Annotated in this window: 19 protein-coding genes and 1 tRNA gene; 13 read left to right on the plus strand and 7 right to left on the minus strand. The window is 70.5% G+C overall.

Features of this window, described 5'->3' with window-relative positions; genetic code table 11:
* The first annotated feature begins 45 nt into the window (after positions 1-45).
* The 5 genes from moaC to QFZ82_RS23425 all read left to right on the plus strand — a co-directional run bounded on the left by moaC (position 46) and on the right by QFZ82_RS23425 (position 3,122).
* On the plus strand, positions 46-537 hold the full coding sequence (gene moaC / locus QFZ82_RS23405) for a cyclic pyranopterin monophosphate synthase MoaC (RefSeq protein WP_307715019.1): 492 nt from the start codon (positions 46-48) through the stop codon (positions 535-537).
* Positions 534-1,064 (plus strand): molybdenum cofactor biosynthesis protein B, encoded by a 531-nt coding sequence (locus QFZ82_RS23410; protein WP_307715020.1) that lies wholly within the window; start codon positions 534-536, stop codon positions 1,062-1,064. Before moaC ends, QFZ82_RS23410 begins: the two co-directional genes overlap by 4 nt.
* Positions 1,061-1,723, plus strand: a complete 663-nt coding sequence (locus QFZ82_RS23415) for a GNAT family N-acetyltransferase (protein WP_307715021.1) — start codon at positions 1,061-1,063, stop codon at positions 1,721-1,723. Before QFZ82_RS23410 ends, QFZ82_RS23415 begins: the two co-directional genes overlap by 4 nt.
* Before the next feature lie 147 nt (positions 1,724-1,870).
* Positions 1,871-2,965 (plus strand): gephyrin-like molybdotransferase receptor GlpR, encoded by a 1,095-nt coding sequence (gene glpR, locus QFZ82_RS23420; RefSeq protein ID WP_307715022.1) that lies wholly within the window; start codon positions 1,871-1,873, stop codon positions 2,963-2,965.
* A gap of 83 nt (positions 2,966-3,048) precedes the next feature.
* Positions 3,049-3,122 (plus strand) — tRNA-Ala (locus tag QFZ82_RS23425).
* A gap of 231 nt (positions 3,123-3,353) precedes the next feature.
* Here the strand turns inward: QFZ82_RS23425 and QFZ82_RS23430 are convergent.
* Positions 3,354-3,890: a hypothetical protein gene (locus QFZ82_RS23430; RefSeq protein ID WP_307715023.1), complete on the minus strand. Its 537-nt coding sequence runs from the start codon at positions 3,888-3,890 to the stop codon at positions 3,354-3,356.
* A 112-nt stretch (positions 3,891-4,002) separates the two neighbouring features.
* Entirely contained in the window at positions 4,003-5,469 is a 1,467-nt protein-coding gene (locus QFZ82_RS23435; RefSeq protein ID WP_307715024.1) for a glycosyltransferase family 39 protein, read from the minus strand.
* 471 nt (positions 5,470-5,940) lie between these two features.
* Between QFZ82_RS23435 and QFZ82_RS23440 the strand changes: the two genes are divergently transcribed.
* Positions 5,941-6,234: a lactococcin 972 family bacteriocin gene (locus QFZ82_RS23440; protein ID WP_307715025.1), complete on the plus strand. Its 294-nt coding sequence runs from the start codon at positions 5,941-5,943 to the stop codon at positions 6,232-6,234.
* A 12-nt stretch (positions 6,235-6,246) separates the two neighbouring features.
* Here QFZ82_RS23440 and QFZ82_RS23445 read toward each other — a convergent pair whose 3' ends face one another.
* Positions 6,247-6,369 carry a hypothetical protein gene (locus QFZ82_RS23445; RefSeq protein WP_307715026.1) on the minus strand — a complete coding sequence of 41 codons (123 nt, stop codon included), beginning with the start codon at positions 6,367-6,369 and terminating at the stop codon, positions 6,247-6,249.
* A 42-nt stretch (positions 6,370-6,411) separates the two neighbouring features.
* On the opposite strand from QFZ82_RS23445, the gene QFZ82_RS23450 reads away from it, so the two are divergent.
* Positions 6,412-8,514 carry a bacteriocin-associated integral membrane family protein gene (locus QFZ82_RS23450; RefSeq protein WP_307715027.1) on the plus strand — a complete coding sequence of 701 codons (2,103 nt, stop codon included), beginning with the start codon at positions 6,412-6,414 and terminating at the stop codon, positions 8,512-8,514.
* 44 nt (positions 8,515-8,558) lie between these two features.
* Positions 8,559-9,209, plus strand: a complete 651-nt coding sequence (locus QFZ82_RS23455; protein ID WP_307715028.1) for an ABC transporter ATP-binding protein — start codon at positions 8,559-8,561, stop codon at positions 9,207-9,209.
* Positions 9,210-9,460: 251 nt separating this feature from the next.
* Here the strand turns inward: QFZ82_RS23455 and QFZ82_RS23460 are convergent, their stop codons facing one another.
* The 3 genes from QFZ82_RS23460 to QFZ82_RS23470 all read right to left on the minus strand — a co-directional run bounded on the left by QFZ82_RS23460 (position 9,461) and on the right by QFZ82_RS23470 (position 12,366).
* Positions 9,461-10,591 (minus strand): FAD-dependent monooxygenase, encoded by a 1,131-nt coding sequence (locus tag QFZ82_RS23460; protein WP_307717816.1) that lies wholly within the window; start codon positions 10,589-10,591, stop codon positions 9,461-9,463.
* Between the two features lie 222 nt (positions 10,592-10,813).
* Positions 10,814-11,767 carry a serine protease gene (locus QFZ82_RS23465; protein WP_307715029.1) on the minus strand — a complete coding sequence of 318 codons (954 nt, stop codon included), beginning with the start codon at positions 11,765-11,767 and terminating at the stop codon, positions 10,814-10,816.
* Between the two features lie 110 nt (positions 11,768-11,877).
* Positions 11,878-12,366, minus strand: coding sequence for a GNAT family N-acetyltransferase (locus QFZ82_RS23470; RefSeq protein WP_307715030.1), 489 nt, complete (start codon positions 12,364-12,366; stop codon positions 11,878-11,880).
* An 87-nt stretch (positions 12,367-12,453) separates the two neighbouring features.
* Between QFZ82_RS23470 and QFZ82_RS23475 the strand changes: the two genes are divergently transcribed.
* A complete protein-coding gene (locus tag QFZ82_RS23475; protein ID WP_307715031.1) occupies positions 12,454-13,251 on the plus strand; it encodes an exodeoxyribonuclease III in 798 nt (265 codons plus the stop codon).
* Here QFZ82_RS23475 and QFZ82_RS23480 read toward each other — a convergent pair.
* The gene (locus QFZ82_RS23480) at positions 13,239-13,949 is read right to left on the minus strand and encodes a MerR family transcriptional regulator (RefSeq protein WP_307717817.1); all 711 of its coding nucleotides are present in this window, start codon (positions 13,947-13,949) and stop codon (positions 13,239-13,241) included. The two genes, QFZ82_RS23475 and QFZ82_RS23480, sit on opposite strands and share 13 nt — an antisense overlap.
* 183 nt (positions 13,950-14,132) lie before the next feature.
* Between QFZ82_RS23480 and QFZ82_RS23485 the strand changes: the two genes are divergently transcribed.
* From QFZ82_RS23485 to QFZ82_RS23500, 4 genes are all read left to right on the plus strand, one after another.
* Entirely contained in the window at positions 14,133-15,686 is a 1,554-nt protein-coding gene (locus QFZ82_RS23485; protein ID WP_307715032.1) for an NAD(P)/FAD-dependent oxidoreductase, read from the plus strand.
* Entirely contained in the window at positions 15,683-16,600 is a 918-nt protein-coding gene (locus tag QFZ82_RS23490) for an alpha/beta fold hydrolase (RefSeq protein ID WP_307715033.1), read from the plus strand. The genes QFZ82_RS23485 and QFZ82_RS23490 overlap by 4 nt, the downstream gene beginning before the upstream one ends.
* Positions 16,597-17,502: an SDR family oxidoreductase gene (locus QFZ82_RS23495; protein ID WP_307715034.1), complete on the plus strand. Its 906-nt coding sequence runs from the start codon at positions 16,597-16,599 to the stop codon at positions 17,500-17,502. The genes QFZ82_RS23490 and QFZ82_RS23495 overlap by 4 nt, the downstream gene beginning before the upstream one ends.
* Positions 17,503-17,614: 112 nt before the next feature.
* The gene (locus tag QFZ82_RS23500) at positions 17,615-17,833 is read left to right on the plus strand and encodes a hypothetical protein (RefSeq protein WP_307715035.1); all 219 of its coding nucleotides are present in this window, start codon (positions 17,615-17,617) and stop codon (positions 17,831-17,833) included.
* The last annotated feature ends 32 nt before the right edge of the window (positions 17,834-17,865 follow it).

The following is a 17,865-nucleotide window of genomic DNA, read 5'->3' on the forward strand; positions in this document are numbered from 1 at the left end:
CGCACACAAGGCCCTGAGGGGACCGGACCGGGAGCGCCGCAGCAGATGAGTACGCAAGGCAGGCTGACGCACATCGACGAGGCGGGGGCCGCCCGCATGGTGGACGTCTCCCAGAAGGAAGTGACCGCCCGCACCGCGCGGGCGACCGGGCGCGTCCTCGTATCGCGGCAGGTCGTGGAGCTGCTGCGCGGCGAGGGCGTCCCGAAGGGCGACGCGCTCGCCACGGCCAGGATCGCCGGGATCATGGGCGCGAAGCGCACGCCCGACCTGATTCCGCTCTGTCACCCGCTCGCCGTCTCGGGCGTGAAGCTGGACCTGTCGGTCACCGACGACGCGGTCGAGATCGCGGCCACCGTGAAGACGACGGACCGCACGGGCGTGGAGATGGAGGCCCTCACCGCCGTCTCCGTCGCCGCGCTCACCGTCGTGGACATGGTGAAGGCGGTCGACAAGGCGGCCATGATCACGGACATCCGCGTCGAGGAGAAGACGGGCGGCAAGTCCGGCGACTGGACACGCGAGGGAGCACAGTCATGACCACCGCCGCCCACGCCACCGCGCCGTACCGGGCCCTGGTCGTCACCGCATCCAACCGCGCCTCCGCCGGGGTGTACGAGGACAAGGGCGGCCCGCTGATCGCCGAGAGGCTCACCGTCCTCGGCTTCGCTGTCGACGGCCCCCGCGTGGTGCCCGACGGCGACCCGGTCGGCGAGGTGCTGCGCGCGGGGGTGGAGGACGGCTACGACGTCATCCTCACCACCGGCGGTACCGGCATCTCGCCCACCGACCTCACACCCGACGTGACACGCGCGCTGCTCGACCACGAGGTCCCCGGCATCCCGGAGGCCATCCGGGCGTACGGGCGGGACAAGGTGCCCACCGCCGTGCTCTCGCGCGGTGTCGCCGGTGTCGCCGGCCACACCCTGATCGTCAACCTGCCGGGCTCCACCGGAGGAGTGCGCGACGGGCTGGCGGTGCTGGAGGGGGTCCTGCGCCACGCCGTGGACCAGATCCGCGGCGGGGACCATCCACGTCCGGCGGACCAGTCGTCACCGACGTCATGAACGTGACCTGGCCCGTGGTCCTCGCGGACGGCGATGTCGTCCTGCGCCCCATAAAGATGCGCGACCAGCGGAACTGGCGCGAGGTCAACCGCCGCAACCGCGACTGGCTGCGTCCCTGGGAAGCGACGATCCCGCCGCCTGCCCCGGGCGGCCCGGTCACGCAGCGCCCGACCTACCGTCAGATGGTCCGCCACCTACGGGCGGAGGCGAACGCGGGCCGGATACTGCCGTTCGTCATCGAGTACCGCGGGCGTCTCGTAGGGCAGTTGACCGTCGCCGGGATCACCTGGGGCTCCATGTGCTCGGGCCATGTCGGGTACTGGGTCGACCGGGACGTCGCGGGCCGCGGCGTGATGCCCACGGCGGTGGCTCTCGCCGTGGACCACTGCTTCCGTACGGTCGGGCTGCACCGGATGGAAGTGTGCATCCGGCCCGAGAACGCGCCCAGCCGCCGGGTCGTGGAGAAACTCGGATTCCGCGAGGAGGGGCTGCGGCCCCGCTATCTCCACATCGACGGTGCGTGGCGTGACCATCTTGTCTTCGCGCTGACGGTCGAGGAAGTCCCGGAGGGACTTCTGACCCGCTGGCACCAGGCACGACCTGGATCGGCACCCGGAGCACCCGGAACGGCATCCGGGACGGCACAGGAAATAAAATAAGTGTTCGAAATTGATCGCCGCCCGATGGTCACGGAACGCGAACTGGTCTGAGTAATCACAAAAAAAGTCGGTGATATCAGCCAGATCGTGCGACACACCGGGCCAATTGGCGGATGCCCTTGCGCGAATCCCTCTACGGTGTGATGCGTGAGCAGCAGCGGCCTCATCTACGCAGTCATCGTCGGGGCCTGGGCCGCCTACTTGGTGCCGATGTGGCTCCGCAGGCAGGACGAGCTCAACGAAGCCCGTCCCACGGAACGCTTCTCCACCGCCATCCGGCTGTTGTCCGGCCGGGCGGGGATGGAGCGCCGGTACGCCAAGGAGCTGCGGGAACGCGCCGCAGAGGGGCCCGAGCGCGACGTGGACCCGGATGCCGCCACGGACCGGCTGAGTTCTGTGGACGTCCGGGCCTTCGCCGCGCCCCGAACCGAAGTGCGCCAGGAAGCGTCGTCCGGCACGACCTCGGACGCCGACCCTCCGGGCCGTCCGCCGGCCCGGCGCCCGGCCCCGGGGCAGCGGCAGAGCCGCGCCGCCGTCGAGCGGGCCCGGCGCAGCAAGGTACTGGCCCGCCGCAGACGGACGACGTCGGTCCTGTTCGTCGCCTTCACCGCCGGTGCGGTGGTCGCGGCGGTCGGCGGACTCGGCTTCCTGTGGGCGCCGGGCGTCCCGGCCGTCCTGCTGAGCATCTACATCGTGCATCTGCGGACCCAGGAGCGGCGGCGCTTCGCGTACGTCATGGACCGCAGGCAGGCCGAGGCCGCGGCACAGCGGCTGCGGGAGAACCGGCCGCGCCGCCACCAGCCGCCCGCCGGCGCGCCGGAGCCCGACGAGGAGCCCGCGGCGCACGCCGAGCCGGAGCCGGCGCCGAGGCTCTCCCCGCAGGAGGCCGGGCGCCGGGCGCTGGTCGAGCAGACCGACCACGCCGAGTGGGTGGATCAGCAGCGCCAGCGCGGCCCGGCGACCGGCGACAGCTGGGACCCCGTTCCCGTGCCGCTGCCGACGTACGTCACCGCGCCCGTCGCCCCGCGTGCGTCGAGCGGTGTGGATGTCAGCGATCCGGAGACGTGGAGCGCGGCCCGCTCCTCGGCCGCGGAGCCGACGACCCCGGCCGCGCCGGCACCGACCGCGGAGCCGTCGGCGGGCCGGCGGTCTCCCCAGCCGCGCCGCTCCCGTGACCGCGGCCGCACGCCGCTCTTCGATCAGTACGCGGACGAGGACCGGCCGCGCGCGGCCAACGAGTGACGCCGCCCCGGCGGCATCCGTGACCAGGGCGGAACGGATTTCCAAGCACCCCGATCGGGATGCTAGAGTTTCACTCGTTGCAAGGGCCTGTGGCGCAGTCTGGTAGCGCACCTCGTTCGCATCGAGGGGGTCTGGGGTTCAAATCCCCACAGGTCCACCGCAGGGCCGTTCTTGAGACAGCTCCAGAACGGTTCACGAGATCCCGTCCGATCACTTCGATCGGACGGGATCTCGTCGTTTCGGCGCTTGGCGGGAGGTCTGGGTGCCGATTGCGGGGCGGTGTGGCGAGCGTGCTGCGCGTGCTTGCCTGTCTCTGGGCATGGGGAAGCACGCCGATCGCGGTGATCAGCGTGCTTCGGCGATGTGGGGTTGTTCCGCGTGGGCTCGGTCAACGGGCGGACGGCGGTGGCGGGCGTCCCGTGAGCAGGGCATGCGTCATATCGGGATCGGCGGGTGGTGGGAGGGGGCCGCTGGCGTCGAAGTCGGCGCTGGTGAGTTCGTCGGGGCCGTCGCGTTCTGCGAGCCAGGTTTCCAGGACGGCCACGTTGGCGACCGTGAGCATGCCGGCGAGGAGAAGCGCCTGGGTGACTTGCCCGGGGGCGAGCCGGTGTTGGGGGTTGGCAATGTCGAGTTTCCCGCTCTTGAAGCGCCCGTTGGCGCCTTCGTTGTGGCTGCGGATGGGCCGGTAGGCGTTGATCCAGGACGTGTGCAGGTAGTGGACGTCCTGGCGGTGCTTGGCCAGGCGCCAGTCGGCCGCCTCGGCGTCGGCGGGCACCGTGATGGAGCCCACGCAGCACACCTCGGGCAGCGTGTTCTTCGGTGGCGGTGCGAAGTGTTCGGCGTCGGGGATCTGGATGGTGGGGCGGGCCGCCGTGTGGGTGGTTCGGACCCGGGGTGTGCTGAGGTCGACGATCCGGGTGGGCATCGTGGCGGGGGTGCGGGGCCGCAGCCGGTCGGGGCGGGGACGTACGGTCGGTCAGGGCCCGGAGGAGCCACGCCCGCTGCCACCGAATCGCGCACGGCCCTGAGGCCCGAGGTCACGACGGTCGGCCGGACGTGCGTCTCTCGTACACTGTCACTCTCCGGCCGCGGACCTGCTCGTCGGCCACCGGTCGGAAGTACTCCCGAAGCGTGGAGATCTTGGTCCTGTCCCGCGCCGAACTCGCCGGCTTCGACGCGTCTTCTGCGTCGGTGACGAGAACGATGCGCTGCCGGGCGAGCATCTCGGTTCGGATACGCGCGGCATCCCACTCCACTCCCTTCAGCGTTCCGGAACGTCCCGGCGTCTCCTCCAGGGCGATGTCCTGCAGGCCCGTGAACGCGTGCGGGGAGACCAGCCTGGTGTCCCGCCGCGCTGCCGGGACGAACAGCACGGCGTCCCCGGACTTCTTCAACCGCTCCACCTGCGCCGCAGCTGCGAGAACGTCGTCCACGCGGCTCTGCGGCGAGCGCTTCGCGAGCGCCTGCGGAAGCAGGACGACCGAAGCGACGGCGACCGCGACGGGAAGGACCCAGCGCGCGGCGCTCCACGACCGCCGCTGCACCACTCCCACTAGCGCGCCAAGAAGGACACCGATCATCAGAGCCAAACCCAGCAGGCTGAACAGCACATACCGATCAACGAAAAGCGGCTTGAACAGTGAGAGCCCGACGAGACCGAGCTGCGGGACCGCGAGCAGGGGCAGCCCGACGGCCGCTGCCGAGAGCCGTCCCGCCCGGGGGTGGTCCAGCAGGGTCCCGACGCCGGCGATCGCAAGCAGGACCGCCGGCCCGATCAGCATGTGCCAGGTCAACGGCGGGATCCAGGACACCTGCCCGGACTGGGTACGGCTGAAGAGGATCAGTGGCATGACGCCTGCCGTTGCCGCCACGGATGCCGCGGTCCAACAAACCCACGTCCCACGCGTCGCTCGTGCCCACGCCAGGGTCGCCAGGTGCGCGGGCAGTATCAGCAACGAGAGCCAGTTCAGCAGGCCGCACACGAAGACCGTGCAGCCGTATGCGGTCCAGTACCCCCACCGGTTCCGTCCCCCCTGCAGCATCGCCACGAGCAGCAGCGTCGAGAGCCCGGCGCCCGCCGCCACCAGGGCGTACGGACGGCCCTCCTGAAGGTAGAACTGCACGGAGGGAAGCAGCCCGAACGCCATGCCTCCGCCCAGGCCCACCGGATTCCCGGAAAGCCGCCGACCGAGTTCCGCTACACATGCCGCTCCCGCCGCGACCGCCAGCACGGAGGGCAGTCGTAACACGGTGGTCGAAGGGCCGAAGCACTCGAACAGCGCGTGCATGAACAGGTAGTAGAGGGCGTGGACGACGTCGACGTGCTCCAGCATGTGCGTGATGTCGCCGGTGGACCGGAGGGCGACCTGCCAGGTTGCGGCCTCGTCCCGCCAGACACTGTCCTCCCGCGACAGCCCCCACAGGCCGAGCGCGACGGTCCACAGGAAAGGAATAAGCCAAACGGGAACACTGTGCTGAGAGCGGAGATCGGTGAATCTCGTCAAAGTCGGTCGCCCCCCGGCCAGCCAAATCCACGCAGTCGTTCGCAAGGTGTGGTGCTCGGCGTGAATCCGAATGACGGGCAGGCCGGCAGCGCGGTCGTGATCTTACCGGCAAGGATTGCCAGCCCCGAGCGAGGGGCCTCGCGGAACGGTCCAGCGGCGTCAACTTCCGTGCCTGAACGGGGCGGTGAGGTGGGGGACGGTGGTGGGTGCGGGCCGGGACTCCGCGCGGGGCAAACGATTTCACGCCAAGAGGGATTCGAGCTGGCGTAAGAGCGAGAGGTGCGACGTAAACGGATCCAAGAATTCCGGTGTCGACTTCGTAAGGCCGGACTGGAATGGCCGACTATGGCGTCGCTGTATGGCGGAAATGCGACGGTGATCCAGGTCACTTCAATCGGTGTTGACGACTTGTTGAGTCATTGGCAAAGATCTCATCTCGGCAAATTGATCACCACGTAAGGGGAAGCGTTCATGAAGAAGAGAAGTGCCCTGAAGGCCACGCTCGCCTCCGCGGCGCTGATTATGGGAGCGGCCGCTCCGGCGATGGCGATCACGGTGGACGTCGGCGGCGGCCGGTGGACCTACGACCAGGGCGCGAACAGCGCCTGGTCGAACTACTACCACTCGGCCAACAGGCACGCGTCCTCGGTAAAGATAGGCGCCAACATCTTCCGGAGCGGCTGCACTTCGGCCGGTAGCTGGTCGCTGGCGTCCGGCGGCAAGAACGGTGGTGCAATCAGCTGGTACTACGACCCCAGCTGCTGATTCCGCCCACGCTCAGATCGTGAGGGTGTGCAGCCGGTAGGTTTCGCTGAGTAAGCCGAGACTCCGGTCCGACGCGGCTGCGGGTGTGAGGTTCTGCTGCTCGCCCGCAGCCGCGTCACGCTGCTCTTTGTTCACCTGACATGCAGGACTCCCTGGAACTCCGAAATAAGATGGGCAATGCTGCAGCGAGGTATTAGGTTCGTTCACGTCGTCGTACTGGCTTTCTCCGCCCTCCTTGCCTTCCTCTTCATGCGAGGGCTCGACGAGAGCCGAGTTCTGGGAAGTGCCGCCCTGGTCGACGTGATCGACTCGGATGGCTCGGTGAGCTCCGCGCGCGTCGTGGACGTCGTCAAGTCGGTCGCGGCCGAGAGCCGAGTCGGTGTGGCCCGCGAGGTGCCGGATCTGAGGAACCCCGAGGGGCTCCGGCATCTGTACCTCGCTACGGGAGACCGTGGATCGGCGACGGGGGCGTGGCTGGACGAGGGTTACCCGTCCTTCAGTCGGAACGTCGAGACCCGTGTCCATTCCATATCCGAGATCGAACACCTCGATCCCCGCGGCGCTTACCACGTCTTCGGGCCGCCAGAATCCGTTGACGCCCTGGTCGGCGAGTTCGGCAAGCTCGGGCTCCGTGTGAACGTGGCCTACCCGCTGTCCTACGCGACGCTGGCGACCGACTACTCCGGCGATCCCCTGCCCTGGTCCCTGGGCGTCATGGCCCTTGCCGTTGTGACCCTGACCGGGGCGAGTGTGTTGCTCCGAGCGAAGACGTATGCCGTCCTTCGCCTGCAGGGCATGTCGTACACGGACATCCTGATGCGCGATCTGAGGCAGACAGCGGGCTTCTGGCTCGTCTCCTTCGGTGGCGTGGTGGCGGTGACGCTCAGTGCTCTCGGTCTCTACAACGGCTGCGCCAGACTCGGTCTGTTCGCCTCGATCGCCCTGGGAATCGCTGTCCCGCTGACCCTCCTCGTGCTCGGCTCCCACGCCGCAGTGCTCGCGCTCGTCTTCCGGGTCGGAATCCTTTCGTCCCTGAAGGGTGAACTGCCCTCGCGAGCGGCGACCATCAGCCTCTACGTGGTCCGCGTGCCGGCGCTCCTCCTCGCTCTGAGCATCGCGTTGAGCGTCGCCATGGCCGGCCAGAACGTTCTGAAGCGGCAAGAGAACCGCGACGTCTACCGAAGCGTGGGGGATGCCGTCTCGATTCGTCTCAGCGGTGCGTTCGCCACCCGACTTGACGAATTGGACCGAAAGGTGGGGCCGTGGCTCCGGGCGGCGGATGCGAGAGGCGAGATCGTCCTAGCCGGCCGAGGGGATCTCCAGATGACGGCACCGGATGCGAACCTGCCAGCGGGCGAGATCCTCATCGTCAACGAGACCTACGTCCGGGAGCAGCCGGTTCTCGACCAGGACGGCCGGCGTTACGTCCCCGCAGCAGGCGCCACGAGGACCTCGCAGCCCCGCCCCGTACGCGTGATCATTCCCGCGTCCTACGCCCCGCACACGGAAGCGATCACCAAGGCGGTCTCCAAGAAGCTCGACCCGGGGCTCAGCCGGAACATCCCCGTCGAGACGCTTGGCGCGAGGAATGGACAGCGACTCTTCGGGTACAACACCGGCGCCCTGGTTTACAGCTCGGCACACCCTGCGAACGAGGACAGATCGCTGATGCGCGATCCGATCGTGGTCGTGGTCCCGAACGGGTCGGACTTCCTCACCGATGACGCCTACGCCACCTTCGCAACTCAGGAAGGCGTCATTTTCCCCGACCCCGACGACGTCCTCAACGCCATCGCGTCGGAAGGGCTGCAGGACTATGTGTCGTCCGTCTCCCCGGTCGGGCAGCGGATCGCAACGGAGCTGAGGGACGCGGTCGGCGACTTCCGGCTGCAGATGTTCAACCTGGCCCTCGCGGTGGCGGTGCTCCTGGTCGCTGGGGTCGGAATCTGCATCATCTACACGAGGAAGAACGCCCAGGCCATCTTCGTGCGTCACATCAGTGGCTGGACGTTTGCCGCATCCCATCGCTTCATTCTTGCGGTGGAGGCGGCCATCGCGATCGTCTTCGCGGTACGGATTCCCATCGAGGTGTGGCAGCAGAACCGGGAGATCGCCGAGTTCACCGCGGCAGGCCTGCCGGCCCCCTTCCCTCCGTTGCGCGTCGAATTCGCGGAGCTGACTGTCATCGCTGGCCTTGCCGTGGTCGAACTCGCCGTGATCCTCCTCGCTCTGTCGGCGTTCCACAGCCGGATCGTGAAGGAAGGCGCATCCGAGGCGTGACTTCTCGAGAACCGAAGCAACCCCCATCCAGCCGGAGTGCACTTGTGATTGACGTCGAGGGACTGTCGAAGAGTTTCGGCGAGCGAACGCTGTGGCGCGATGTCAGCCTGACGGTCGGTCGTGGCGAAATGCTCGCCCTCATCGGTCCGAGCGGCTCCGGCAAGTCGACCCTCCTGAACTGCCTGGGGCTGCTCGACAGACCGAACGCCGGGGCCATTCGCCACGAGGGGAAAGACATCACACGTTTCGGCAGGCGCGAGGCCCGCCTGTTTCGCAGGGATGTTCTCGGCTACCTCTTCCAGGGGTACGCCCTCATCGAGAACGCCACCGTCGAGGAGAACTTGGAAGTGGCGGTGAAGCCGCGTCGTGCGCTCCGGGACAAGGCCGGCCCGTCCCTCGCGGAAGCACTGCAGCGCGTCGGGCTGGCTGGGCGGCACAAGGAGAGGGTCCACCGCCTCAGTGGTGGCGAGCAGCAGCGTGTGGCTCTCGCCCGTCTTATCGTCCAGCAGCCGACGCTCGTCCTCGCGGACGAACCGACCGCCGCTCTGGACCGTGACAACACCGGCATGGTTCTGGACTCGCTACGGGAAATGAGCCGAGCCGGGTGTGCAGTAGTGATCGCCACACATGACGAAACCGTCCGTGATGCCTGTGACAACGTGTTCGCCGTGGGAGCGCCGCTCGCGTCCAAGTGAGTCTGACAGTGGGAGAGACGTCGGTTGCCGGCGGGGTGGGAAACGATCTCTGCCGGCTTGGGAAGCGATCTTCGTACGCTTCTGGAATGCCTGGTCAGGGGTACTCGTGAACACCCCACCGCAGCTGAGAGCCCCGATCGGAGAGATCCGATCGGGGCTCTTCGGCGTTCCGGGGGAGCCCTTGGGGCCGTCGGTACGGCGGGTGTGGCGTATGTCTCTTCCGTCGCCGACAGCCCGGGGAGCGCCGCGGACTACCGGGGGTCGAGGCGGGGCGGGACCCAGGCCGCGTGGCGCAGGATCGCGCGGACCGTCGCGCCGGCCGGGGCCAGGCGCAGGGCCGCGTTGCGGGCGGCCACCGCGACGGGATGGGCCAGTTGCTCGCCCATGCGGCCCGCCCGGCGTGCGGCGCGTGCCACCGACTGGGCGCGCGGGCGGCGTTCGGCGTCGTAGCGGTGCAGGGCCGCGTCGATCGAGGGCTCCCCGGCCAGCGCGGCCGCGAGCGTGACCGCGTCCTCCAGCGCCTGGCAGTCGCCCTGGCCGAGATGAGGGGTCATGGCGTGGGCGGCGTCGCCGAGGAGGGCGACGCGGCCGGAGACGAACGACGGGAGCGGGGTGCGCAGTTCGGCGATGTCGTGGTGCAGTACCGCCTTCGGTGCGGTCGCGGCCAGCAGGGCCGGGATCGGGTCGTGCCAGTGCCCGAAGCGGCGGCGGACCTCGGCGAGCGGGTCGGGATAGCGGACGCCGGCAGGGGCGTTGAGGACGGCGTGCCACTCCACGCGGCCGTCCGCGAAGCGCAGGTGGCCGAACTCGGCTCCCCTGCCCCAGGTCAGCTCGAAGTCGCCGCCGACCTCGACGGGCCGTTCGGTGATGGCGCGCAGAACCGTGGAGCCGCTGTGCACGTGGCCGGGCGCCGTGGGGAAGAGCCGGCCGCGCAGCCTGCTGCCCACGCCGTCGGCGGCGACGACCAGGTCGGCCGCCAGTGTGGTGCCGCCGAAGGCGACACGCGGGCGGGCGGGGTCGGCGAGGTCGAGGGCGGTGACCTCGGCGCCGGTGACCAGGGCGCCCGGGGCGAGTGCCGCCCGCAGCACCGCGTGGAGGTCGCTGCGCGGGATGCCCGCGATCGGCGCGCCCAGGGCGCGTTCGAGGGCGGCGCCGTCCATCTCGGCCAGCAGGCCGCCGCGCGGCGTGCGGGTGCCGCCCGTGAGCTGGCGGGCCGATGCCGCGCGGACGGCGTCGCCGACGCCGAGCGCGTCGAGGGCGCGTATGCCGTTGGCCGCCAGCGAGATGCCGGCGCCCGCGTCGTCGAGCACGCGGGCACGCTCGACGACCGTGACGCCGAAGCCGACGCGCCGGAGTCCGATCGCGGCGGCGAGACCGCCGATCCCGCCGCCGACTACGCAGGACGGTCACGCTGCTGGCCTGCGTGGACGGGCTGGTCTTCGACCGGCTCGTGAACAGCGACCAGGAGGGGGGACTGGACCGGGAGGTCGGGGACCTGCTCGCGGTGGCGCTGGGGCGCACGGCCGCCGGAGGGTCGTGAGCCGGGGGCTGCCGGGCCCCGCGCGGCCGGACCGTGAGCCGGTCCGGCCGCGCGGGGCAGGGGCTCAGGAGACCTGTGCCTTGTCGTAGACCGCCTTGGCCTCGTTGCCGAAGTACGGGCCGAACATCCGGTTGGGCAGGAAGGTGTACCCGAAGCTGTTCACCGAGACCTGCAGGCCGGTGCCGGTCGCCTCGCTGAACGAGGTGAACCATGGACCGCCGCTGGAGCCTCCGGTCATGTTGCAGCCCAGGCTGTGGTCCTGCGAGAAGAGGAAGTCCTTCGAGCTGTTGCCGCTGCAGTGGATCAGCTTGCTGCCGTCGTACGGGGCGGCGGCGGGGAAGCCGAAGGCGTACATCGCCTTGTTGTAGCCGCCGTTGAACTGCAGGCCCTGCGCGCCGACGGTCTGCGCGAGCGTCCTGCCGTTCAGCGGGGCGACGACGGCCGCGCCGACGTCGTAGTTGATGTCCTCGCTCGCCGCCCACTGGTCGGTCGCCAGGGTCCTCGTCGCGCTCCATTGCCCGTACGGGGCCTGGCCGTTGTTGTACGCGGGGACGAAGACCCAGTTGGTGTGCCAGGAGCCCTGGTACTTCACGCAGTGGCCGGCGGTGATGACCGTGCTGCCGTTCTGGCTGGTGACCGAGTTGCCGGAACAGGACGCCGTACGGCCCTGGAAGGTGAAGAACACCCGGCCCGACGTCTTCACGACGGCGCCGCCGCCGGTCCAGGGACCACCGGGCTGCGGGAACGCGGTCGGCGCGATCACCGTCTTCTCGCCGCCGGGCTCGGGGGCCTTGAGCGAGCCGGGGACGGTGCGGATCAGGTCGAGCGGGGTGGCGGCGCGCATGCGCTCGGCGGTCCAGAAGCCGGTCGGCGCCTGCTTCGGGGCGAAGGAAGCCGGGGTGGAGGTGGAGGGAGGAGAGGGAACGGGGGCCGCGGCGGCGGAGGCGGCCGACAGGGCCCCGGCGAACAGGGCCGTGACGGCCAGCACGGCGCCGGCGATGGTGCGATGGCGTCTCACGCAGGTCTCCTTCTGCCATGCCCGCCCGGTGGCGCACGAGGGCGGGGTGGGGGACGAGGCGGTGCGGAAGGACGTGCGTGAGGCAGGGTGCCACGAAAGGCGCGGTTATGTCAGGAGCGCGTCAATGGTTTGGCCATGCACACGCTGCTCTCGTAGCAGCGGTAGTGGCCGAATTTCGCGCAGGGTTCGTAGCCGCTGGACCGGTAGAGCGCTATCGCCTCGGGCTGCATGTCGCCGGTCTCCAGGACCATGCGGATCCGGCCGGCGGCGCGGGCGTCCTCTTCCAGGGCGGCGAGGATGCGGCGGGCGAGGCCGAGCCCGCGGGCCTCGGGGACCACGTACATGCGCTTCAGCTCGGCGTCGCCGTCGGAGTACCCCATCGGGTTCTCGTCCTGGGTCCGCCAGCCACCGGTGGCCACGGGGCGCTCGTCGACGTCGTACGCGATGAGATACAGGCCACTCGGCCGCTCGAACATCGAGGCGTCGAGGGGGGTGGCGTCGCCCTCCCCGTCTCCGTAGCGCTCGATGTACTCGAGCTGCACCTGGTCGTTGAGTTTGACGGCGTCGGGGTGGTCGAACGCCATGGCTCTGAGCTGCATGCGGAAAAGCGTACGGGGGTGCGCACCGGAGCGGGTGCGGCGGCGGGATCGGTGCCGGTCCGCCGGCCGGGTCGGTAGGCTGCCGGAATGCTCACCGTGACCTCCGTGAATGTGAACGGGCTGCGCGCCGCCGCGAAGAAGGGCTTCGGCCCGTGGCTGGCGGGCTCCTCCGCCGACGTGGTCTGCCTCCAGGAGGTACGCGCAGAGGCCGGCCAGTTGCCGGCCGAGGTGCGCAGCCCCGAGGGGTGGTTCACGGTGCACGCCCCGGCCGCCGCGAAGGGACGCGCGGGGGTCGCGCTGTACACGCGGCGCGAGCCGGACGGGGTGCGGATCGGCTTCGGGTCGAGCGAGTTCGACGGCGCCGGCCGGTACGTGGAGGCCGACCTCCCCGGCGTCACCGTCGCGAGCCTGTACCTGCCCTCCGGTGAGGTGGGCACGGAGCGGCAGGACGAGAAGACGCGGTTCATGGACGAGTTCCTGCCGTACCTGAAGGAGCTGCGGGAACGGGCGGCCGCGGACGGCCGCGAGGTCGTGGTCTGCGGCGACTGGAACATCGCCCACCAGGAGGCCGACCTCAGGAACTGGAAGGGCAACCGGAAGAACTCGGGCTTCCTCCCAGAGGAGCGCGACTGGCTCACCCGGGTGTACGAGGAGGCCGGCTACGTGGACGTGGTGCGCGCCCTGCACCCCGGCCAGGAGGGCCCCTACTCGTGGTGGTCCTACCGCGGGCGGGCCTTCGACAACGACACGGGCTGGCGCATCGACCTCCAGGTGGCGACGCCCGGTCTCGCGCAGCGGGCCGTGAAGGCGTGGGTGGAGCGGGCCGCGACGCACGGCGAGCGCTGGAGCGACCACGCGCCGGTGAGCGCCGTCTACGAACTCTGAGCGGCGTCCGGGCGGCCGGGCTCGTCGTCCGGGCTGCCGGCGGGTGCCGGGTGCTCGCGGCTCTCGTGCTCCTCGCCCGGTGACGGCGTGCGCAGGCGCCGGTCCATCGCCATCGACAGCTCCGCGTCGACCACGCTCTTGGCCAGCGGGCGCAGGCGCTCCAGCTCGGACTCCGCGCTGTGCGCCGTGAGCATGTCGACGAACAGTTCCGCCAGAGCCTCCGCGTGCGTGCGGACCCGGCGGCCCGTCTCCAGGACCGCCGCGAGCGGCACGCCCTCCCGCACCAGCTCGGCCGAGACGTCCAGGAGCCTGCGGCTGATGTGGACGATCTCGTCGCCGTCGGTCGCCAGGTAGCCCAGCTCCAGCGCCTTGGCGAAGTTCTCCGGGGTGACCTCGCCCTCGAAGTAGTCGGCGAGGGCCTCCGGGGTGAGCCGGACCGGTGTCTCCTCGGTGGGTTCGCCCAGGCCGAGGACCTCGCCGACGTCCCGGCCGCTCTCGAACGCCGTGGCGAGGTCCGCGATGCCGTTGAGCGTGTGGCCGCGTTCCAGCAGTGCGGCGATCGTCCGCAGCCTGGCCAGGTGGTGTTCGTCGTACCAGGCGATGCGGCCCTCGCGGCGAGGCGGCTGGATCAGGCCGCGCTCGCGGTAGAAGCGCAGGGTGCGCACCGTGATGCCGGCCTCCTTGGCCAATTCCTCCATGCGGTACTCGCGTGCCTCAGTCACAGCAGAAGCCTATGTTGTACCGCCAGTAACTTGTGGGCCCCGACCCCTACCGCTCGGTATGCCGCTGCTCTACCCTCCCAACCATGCCAGTGATTGCTGGCAGTTTCTTTGCGGTACGGCGATCCGGGACGTTCAGCGGTTTCAGCGGGAGGCAGCGGCATGACCGAGCAGCACGAGCACGTACAAGTGGCGGTGATCGGATCCGGATTCGGTGGCCTCGGCGCCGCGGTCCGGCTGCGCCGCGAAGGCATCACCGACTTCGTCGTCCTGGAGCGCGCGGACTCGGTCGGCGGCACCTGGCGGGACAACGACTACCCGGGCTGTGCCTGCGACGTGCCCTCCCACCTCTACTCGTTCTCCTTCGCGCCCAACCCCGACTGGCCGCGTACCTTCTCCGGGCAGGAGCACATCCGTGCCTACCTGGAGCACGTCGCCGACACCTTCCGGCTCCGTTCCCATCTGCGCCTGAAGCACGAGGTGCTGATGATGCGCTGGGACGACGACGCCCTCCGGTGGGACATCGAGACCTCGCGGGGCCGGTTCACCGCGGACGTCGTCGTCTCCGCGAGCGGGCCGCTGTCCGACCCGAGGACGCCCGACATCCCCGGCCTGGACGGCTTCCCCGGCAAGGTCTTCCACTCGGCCCGCTGGGACCACGACTACGACCTCACCGGCAAGCGCGTGGCCATGATCGGGACCGGGGCGTCGGCGATCCAGATCGTGCCCGCGATCCAGCCCGAGGTGGGCCGGCTGACCCTGTTCCAGCGCACGCCCCCGTGGGTCATGCCGCGCATCGACCGCAGGATCTCCGGGGCCGAGCGCTGGCTGCACCGTCAGCTGCCGTTCACCGGGGCCGCGCGGCGCGGTCTGCTCTGGGGCATTCGGGAGCTCCAGGTCCAGGCGTTCACCAAGCGGCCGGGCGAGCTCGGGATCGTGGAGCGGCTGGCCAAGGCCAACATGGCCAAGGCGATCAAGGACCCGGCGCTGCGCGCCAAGCTGACGCCCTCGTACCGCATCGGCTGCAAGCGCATCCTGCTCTCCAGCACGTACTACCCGGCACTCGCGCAGCCCAATGTGGACGTCGTCGCGTCCGGGCTGACCGAGGTGCGCGGCTCGACCGTGGTCGCCGCGGACGGGACGGAGACCGAGGTCGACGCGATCATCTTCGGCACCGGGTTCCACGTCACCGACATGCCGATCGCCGAACGCGTCGTCGGCACCGAGGGGATCACGCTGGCGGAGGCGTGGAAGGACGGCATGGAATCGCTGCGCGGCGCCTCCGCGGCGGGCTTCCCCAACTTCATGACGATCATCGGCCCGAACACCGGGCTCGGGAACTCCTCCATGATCCTGATGATCGAGTCGCAGCTGAACTACATGGCCGACTACCTGCGCCAGCTCACCCTGCTCGGCGAGGGCAGCGTCCTCGCCGCCCGGCCCTCCGCCGTGCACGCCTGGAACCGGCGTGTGCAGGAACGGATGAAGCGCACCGTCTGGAACACCGGCGGCTGCACCAGCTGGTACCTCGACGCAGGCGGCCGCAACACCACCATCTGGCCGGGCACGACGACCGAGTTCCGCAGCGCGACGCGGCGGGTGGACCTCGCCGAGTACGAGGTGATCCGCGCCCGCAAGGTCCCGGCTCCCGCCGCTGCCGCTGCCGCGGACGCCCAGGTCGCGAAGGACGCGAAGGACGCGGAGGTCGTCGCATGAGCCGCCTGCTCCGCAACGCTCGGCGCACCGACGCGCCCCCGGTCGCCGACCGCGAACTGACCGCGCACTCCGCCGACGGCTCGCGCATCCACGTCGAGGTCCACGGCCGCGAGGACGCGCCGGCCGTGGTCCTCGCCCACGGCTGGACCTGCTCCACCCTCTTCTGGGCCGCCCAGATACGCGACCTCGCCGCGGACCACCGCGTCGTCGTCTACGACCAGCGCGGCCATGGCCGCACCCCGGCCGGGCCCGTCGGCACCGAGCGGCTCGCCGACGACCTGGAGGCCGTGCTCGCGGCCGCCCTCGCCCCGGGCGAGAGGGCCGTCGTCGCCGGACACTCCATGGGCGGCATGACGATCATGGCCGCGTCCCGGCGTCCCCGCTTCCGCGAGCACGCCGCCGCGGCGCTGCTGTGCAGCACCGGAGCCGCCCGGCTCACCGCCGAGTCGCTGGTCGTGCCGATGCGGCCCGGTCCGCTGCGCACCCGGCTCACGCACCTGATCCTCGGTGCGCGCGCCCCGCTCGGGCCGGTCACGCCGCTGTCCCGGCGCATCCTCAAGTACGCGACCATGGGCCCCGGTTCGTCGCCGGAGCGGGTCGACACGTGTGCCCGCATCGTCCATGCCTGTCCGCGGACGGCCCGCGTGGCGTGGTCGCACGTGCTCGGCGACCTCGACCTCGACGAGGGCGTACGGGCGCTGACCGTGCCGACCGTCGTGGTGGCGGGCACGGTGGACCGGCTCACGCCGCTGGTGCACGCCAAGCGGCTCGCCCTCGACCTGCCGCACTGCGTCGGGCTGGTGGAACTCGCGGGCATGGGGCACATGACACCGGTCGAGGCGCCCGAGGCGGTGACCGGGAAGATCCGCGAGCTGGCCGGCACGTACCTGACCACGAAGGAGGAGGTCGCATGAGCAGGAGCAGCCTGGAAGGGCAGGTCGCGGTCGTCACCGGCGCGGCGCGCGGCGTCGGAGAGCTGCTGGCCCGCAAGCTGTCGGCCCGCGGGGCGAAGGTCGCGCTCGTCGGCCTCGAACCGGACGAGCTGAAGCAGGTCGCGGCCCGCCTCCACACCGAGTGCGACCACTGGTACGCGGACGTCACCGACCACGAGGCCATGGCGCGGGTCGCGCAGGAGGTCAAGGAGCGCTTCGGCAAGGTCGACATCGTCGTCGCCAACGCCGGCGTGGCGGCGGGCGGTCCGTTCGTCGACTCCGACCCGGTGTCCTGGCGGCGCGTGATCGAGGTCAACCTGATCGGCAGCGCGGTGACGGGGCGGGCGTTCCTGCCGGTGCTGGTGGAGAGCCGCGGCTACTTCCTCCAGATCGCGTCGCTGGCGGCGATCACGCCGGCGCCGATGATGTCCGCGTACTGCGCGTCCAAGTCGGGCGTGGAGGCGTTCGCACACTGCCTGCGTGCCGAGGTCGGCCACCGGGGCGTGAAGGTCGGCGTCGGCTACCTGTCCTGGACGGACACGGACATGGTGCGCGGCGCGGACCAGGACGACGTGATGCGCGACCTGCGCAAGCGGCTGCCGTGGCCGGCGAACCGCACGTATCCCCTGGGTCCGGCGGTGGACCGCATCGTGGCCGGGATCGAGCGCCGCTCGGCACACGTGTACGCCCAGTGGTGGCTGCGGGGCATGCAGTCGGTGCGCGGCTACCTGCCGGCGGTCATCGGGACCGTCGGCCAGCGGGAGATGCGGCGGTTCGCGCCCAGGCTCGCCGACGTCTCGAAAGGCCTGGTGGGAGCGGGTGGAGCGGCGGACGAGTCGGCCCGCGCGGCGGGCGCCGTCACGAAGCCGGGGCGCCGCAGCTGATCGAAATGCGCGGTGTGTTCCTGCGTGCGAGGCTGGTCGAGGTCAGGGGGCGGCGGTCCCCTCGGGGGTGTGCCCGCCCCCGACCTCCTCATCCTTCCGGGAGTGACGTCTCATGGGTATGTCGGACCAGTCCAAGGAAAAGGCGCAGGAGAGCGCCGATCGGGCGCAGCAGAAGGCGCAGGGCGGCGGCCGGGGCGAGCGGCCGTCGAAGCGCGTGGGCCAGGACCGTGACAGGGAACCGCAGCGGGGGACGGGTCCCGACGACGCACGGGACGCGCAGGAGGCGATGCAGGAGGCCCTGGACCGGTTCAACCAGGACTACGACGCCTGACACGCCGCGTACACAAGAAGGCGCACCCGCTC

Origin of the sequence: Streptomyces sp. V4I23 (assembly GCF_030817975.1) — a bacterium.
Taxonomy (GTDB): Bacteria; Actinomycetota; Actinomycetes; order Streptomycetales; family Streptomycetaceae; genus Streptomyces.